The 4816-nt window shown below is 36.2% G+C and carries 4 protein-coding genes; 3 read left to right on the top strand and 1 reads right to left on the bottom strand.

The window, feature by feature from the left end:
- Positions 1-1497: 1497 nt before the first annotated feature.
- On the top strand, positions 1498-2505 hold the full coding sequence (locus tag F6K23_RS39845) for an RNA polymerase sigma factor, RpoD/SigA family (RefSeq protein WP_293166645.1): 1008 nt from the start codon (positions 1498-1500) through the stop codon (positions 2503-2505).
- Between the two features lie 249 nt (positions 2506-2754).
- Entirely contained in the window at positions 2755-3213 is a 459-nt protein-coding gene (locus F6K23_RS39840; RefSeq protein ID WP_293166643.1) for a hypothetical protein, read from the top strand.
- 197 nt (positions 3214-3410) lie between these two features.
- On the opposite strand, the gene cobO is transcribed toward F6K23_RS39840, so the two are convergent.
- Positions 3411-4019 carry a cob(I)yrinic acid a,c-diamide adenosyltransferase gene (gene cobO / locus F6K23_RS39835; protein ID WP_293166641.1) on the bottom strand — a complete coding sequence of 203 codons (609 nt, stop codon included), beginning with the start codon at positions 4017-4019 and terminating at the stop codon, positions 3411-3413.
- A 324-nt stretch (positions 4020-4343) separates the two neighbouring features.
- On the opposite strand from cobO, the gene F6K23_RS39830 reads away from it, so the two are divergent.
- Positions 4344-4706: a hypothetical protein gene (locus tag F6K23_RS39830; RefSeq protein ID WP_293166639.1), complete on the top strand. Its 363-nt coding sequence runs from the start codon at positions 4344-4346 to the stop codon at positions 4704-4706.
- Positions 4707-4816: the final 110 nt, after the last annotated feature.

The raw sequence follows: 4816 nt of genomic DNA, 5'->3' as shown, positions 1-4816 counted from the left end.
TAGGGTTTATCTGTGCTTTCTCTTTTTAGCTGCTCATTGACCTGAAAGCTTCCCAAGTTCAGCTCTCAACTGAAGGAGTTTCGACAAACATCTTCTTTTCTACAGTATTTATGAGACAAGGCGGGTAGATAACCAATTTCATTATAGCACAATTATAGAAAGTCGCCCGCGCCTCGGCGAGGCGCCTACCCCAATTTTTCGGTAAGCAGTCAATGGGAACTTTAAGCCCACAAACCCCATTGGCACCACGGGTGAGGTGTGAGGTACTATATTAAGTTCGCCATCAAAAAATGTCCATCTTCAAATGTTACTAAACCTTGTTTTATCTTTATCCCTTCTGAAGAGGCGACTCCTATCACCTAACTAATTTATACCAATGCTACAGGATTTGATATTAAACTCATAAAGGATAAGGATAAAGATCGACTTTTTAGAGGCACAGTAATATTGTGTCCCGTTGAAAATTATTAGCTATCAGGAAATGTTGCAGGATTTAAATTGATAGAGCGAGGTTCGATGAATTAATTCTCCATCTCAAATCTACACCCAATATGACCTACATGACAATAGAGCCAAGAGACCACAAAAAAGTTACAGCATTTTTCATTTAATGTAGACTACAAAATTATTTTTAAAAGCGGGAGTAGAGAGTAGCGGTACTGCCCCGCGTCGGCGACAGACACAAGCGGTCGGAACCCATTGAGGTCTCCTGTCCTTCCGGGACGTTAAGCGTTAACGTAGTTGTGCCCTAGCAAACGCCATGGGAACGGCGACCAAGAGGGGGAGTAGAAAAATGCTTTGGCCACTATAGTCTATCTATGTGAAAACCGCTATAACTCAATCAAAGCTAAGTTATCTCTTTTGATTGATGCAAAAGTCAGCTTTTTGTGCTATAATGTAATACATAATTAGAGAATCTATAGTTTTTAAGTGGTATTTCTCAAGAGATGCTAATCAAAGGTACAAAAAGACGAATTATGATTGCCTTTTGTCAAATGCTGAGAATAGTTCGGTTATCTCTATGTTCTGAGAGTTGCCTGTTAGGAGCTGGTTGAGCCATTATCGATGTATGGAAAATAACTTAAATAATAATCTTACCAAAGTTTTGCGGAAATGGTTAAGGATAGATTGCAGTTAATCTAATCTACTAGTAGTTTTAAGGACAAATTAAAATTTCTACTTATATAAGATGAACATTTCGCCTTTAAATTTAGTCTAGATTTGTATTACAAAGAAGAAAAGCGGACTCATACTGAGTTTACTTTAATAGAAGAAATAAAGTATAATTATTGCCAATGTAAATAATGTAAAAATAAAACTTAGCTTATAAGTCCATTCAGCGAAGAAAAAAAGTTCCAATTATAAAATTTTTACCCCTTTATGGCATTTGTGTAGGGATGGGAAAGCCTATTCTCATGTAGTTGTATCTCACATTATTCCCATTGTAGGAACACACAATAACTACTGCGATATTTGAAATAAGGAGTTTATGAAAAAATGTCAACACTAAATCAAGAAAAGAAGAAAACTCAAAAGACAAGCAAATCAAGTGCTAGCTCCTACTCCTCAATGGATACAGTTCGTACTTATCTACATGAGATTGGCCGTGTACCACTTCTGACTCGTGAGGAAGAAATTGTGTATGGCAAGAAAGTTAAGTACATGATGGAACTTTTGGAGTCAAAGGAAAAATTAGAGGAGAAGCTAGACAGAGCAGCAACTCAGGAAGAATGGGCAGAATTTGTACAGTTAAGTGAAGAAGCACTAAACCAAACAATAAAGCATGGTCGCCGTGCCAAGCAAAAAATGATTGAAGCTAACCTTCGCTTAGTAGTAGCGATCGCTAAAAAGTACCAAAAACGAAATATGGAATTCTTGGATCTGATTCAAGAAGGTACTCTGGGTTTAGAGCGAGGAGTCGAAAAATTTGACCCCATGCGAGGTTACAAATTTTCTACTTATGCCTATTGGTGGATACGTCAAGCAATTACCAGAGCGATCGCACAACAAGCTCGTACTATTCGCTTACCTATTCACATTACTGAAAAGCTCAACAAAATCAAAAGAGTCCAGAGAGAACTAATTCAAAGCTTGGGTCGTACCCCAACTCCTTCTGAAATTGCTGAAGCTTTAGAACTAGAACCTTCTCAAATTAGAGAATATCTCTTGATGGCCCGCCATCCTATATCGTTGGATTTACGAGTAGGAGATAATCAGGACACCGAACTGCAAGAACTGTTAGAGGACGAAGCATCTTCTCCAGATGACTATATTACTCGTGAGTTGTTGCGCCAAGACTTAAATACTCTACTAGGAGAATTGACCGATCAACAACGTCGTGTATTAATACTACGTTTTGGTCTTGAGGATGGTAGAGAAATGTCCTTGGCTAAAGTGGGAGAGAGACTACAACTTAGTCGCGAGCGAGTCCGTCAACTAGAACATCAAGCTTTGGCCCATTTGCGTCGTCGTCAAGCTAAGGTGCGGGAATATGTAGCTAGTTAGGTATTAAAATCTGCCTAAAATCGATCCCTCTATTGTCAATACCAAATTTTGATCGTTCCTTGTAGAGATAGTTCTTTTTAATGATTATCTCCACAAGGATTTTGTTTGATTTATTATCTACCTTTAGTAACTATTGGAAGAAATAACTTTTGTTAACAGTTGAGAAACTAACACAATTTGTTAAAAGAATAGATTTTTATCCTTTTCTACAGATATGATAATGATGTAGATAATAATTAAGTAATATTCGTGATTTTTAGGTTAGTGGCGATCGCCACCTACTTAATATTGACCTATAGTACAGCAAATAGGCCAATAGTACAGTATAAAACTATTTCTCTTAAATTTAAGGAAGAAAGGCCAAAGTTTTCTTCAGAAACAGATAATAATAATACATTGCTAAGTGATGGCATTCACCTTTTTGGTCAGTCTTCTCAGCCAGAGCAAATTCAAAATGAGTATTTTGTATTTCAGCTAAAAAATGGTAAGGTAATAGGCGCTCTTTATCTACCCCATTCAGCTTTTTATTGCTTTTATGGATTTTATAAGCAAAATAGCTTAGATGTAAAAGTTGTAGATAGTTATGATAATACAGCTTCTGACTACATAGTAGATTTAGAGAAATATTACCCCATAAATCAAGTTAGTGAGAATGATGCGAGGATATTAAATACTTGTCAAACTAACTATCAAAATTTGGCTTGGTAATTTCAACAATTAATAATTAATAATTAATAATTAATAATGAATTATTACCTCTCTTTTAAAACGGATAGGATTGACGCTTAAGGAAAGTTTCTCTTTTTATCTCCTTAAAAAGGAAGGCTTTAAACCAAAATTTTTCGGTAATTTTAATACTAACTAAATCTAACTAAATCAAGTCCCAAATTTGCTCCTTGCAAATATTAATATTCAATACCGGGTTGCGCCCTCACACCTTGCTCTCTAAAAGGATGCTTAATCATCTTCATTTCTGTTACTAAATCCGCCCTTTCAATTAATTCTGGAGGGGCACCCCTACCTGTAAGAATAACATGAGAATCTTCAGGTTTCTCGTCTAACCCAGCCAACAAATCTTCTAACTTTAAATAACCCAATTTTAGACTAACATTCACCTCATCAAGTAATACTAATTTAAACTCTGGGTTGCGGATATAAGACAAAGCTAAATTCCAAGCTTCATAAACTTTTTGAATATCGCGATCGCGGTCTTGAGTTTCCCAAGTAAACCCCTCCCCCAAAGCATGAAAAGATATTTGTTCGCCCCATTTAGTAAACACTGCTTTTTCTGCGGGTTCCCAAGCACCTTTAATAAATTGGATAATTGCCACTCGATAACCGTGACCCAAGGAGCGCATCACCATACCCAATGCTGCTGTAGTTTTGCCTTTACCGTTGCCAGTATTGACAATAATTAAGCCTTTTTCCAGAGCAGCTTGAGATACTCGTTGTTCTTGTACTTCTTTGCGGCGCTGCATCTTCTGTTTGTATTGCTCGGCAGTTAGGGATGTCATATCAGTTATTTATTATTAGTACAAAATAGTTTTTTATCACAATTAGTATTAATTTGTCAATTTGGTGATTTTGCCTGATTTTTGTAGATAATTGTATGATAGACGTCTCCAGAAAATAAACTTGCCCTTTATTTACTATAAACTAGAGTGTAATAACTCAAAAAATCATTTTCCGTGTTTTTTTCCTAAAAACATCTTCCCTGTTCCCTCTATACCTATTCCCTACTTTTACAAAAAGTCTATATCTTTTTCGGAAATGTCTAATGTATTGGTGTAATTATAATCAGAATTTATTTTTGATTTATTAACTAAGGAATATAAATAATGGAACCTATAGAATTAACTGTAGCAGCGATCGCTTACCATTTTTTAACTAAATATGTGGAAAAGGCAGGGGAAGGTTTAAGTGAAAAGACTTTTGAGCAAGCGGGTAAGTTATGGCAACGGGTAAAAGGAATGCCTGGGGATACTTTCCGTGCTTTGAAACCTGCACAAGAAAATCCTTTTCCTGAAGATTTTGAGCGAGCGATACGGGAAATGGAGGCGGTGGCCAATCAAGACTTGGAATTTAAGCAGGACATTATTGATGTGGTTGCCGTTGCTAAAGAGGAATATCCAGAATATGTGAAAAATCTTGAGGCGAAGTTGGAACAAATGAAGTCTCAAGGAGGGGTGATTAACTGTTGAATGAAAATTGTATAAAATAGTTGCTAGAAGTAGAAAAGTGTGTTAATATTAAACAGGTAACTAAAGCTTAGGAAATAATTCATGTGAATGCGACTTGTTGACAGACATAT

Origin of the sequence: Okeania sp. SIO2C9 (genome assembly GCF_010672455.1) — a bacterium.
GTDB lineage: Bacteria > Cyanobacteriota > Cyanobacteriia > Cyanobacteriales > Microcoleaceae > Okeania.
The sequence above is the reverse complement of the archived record's forward strand: the minus strand, read 5'-3'. Positions and strand labels throughout refer to the sequence as shown.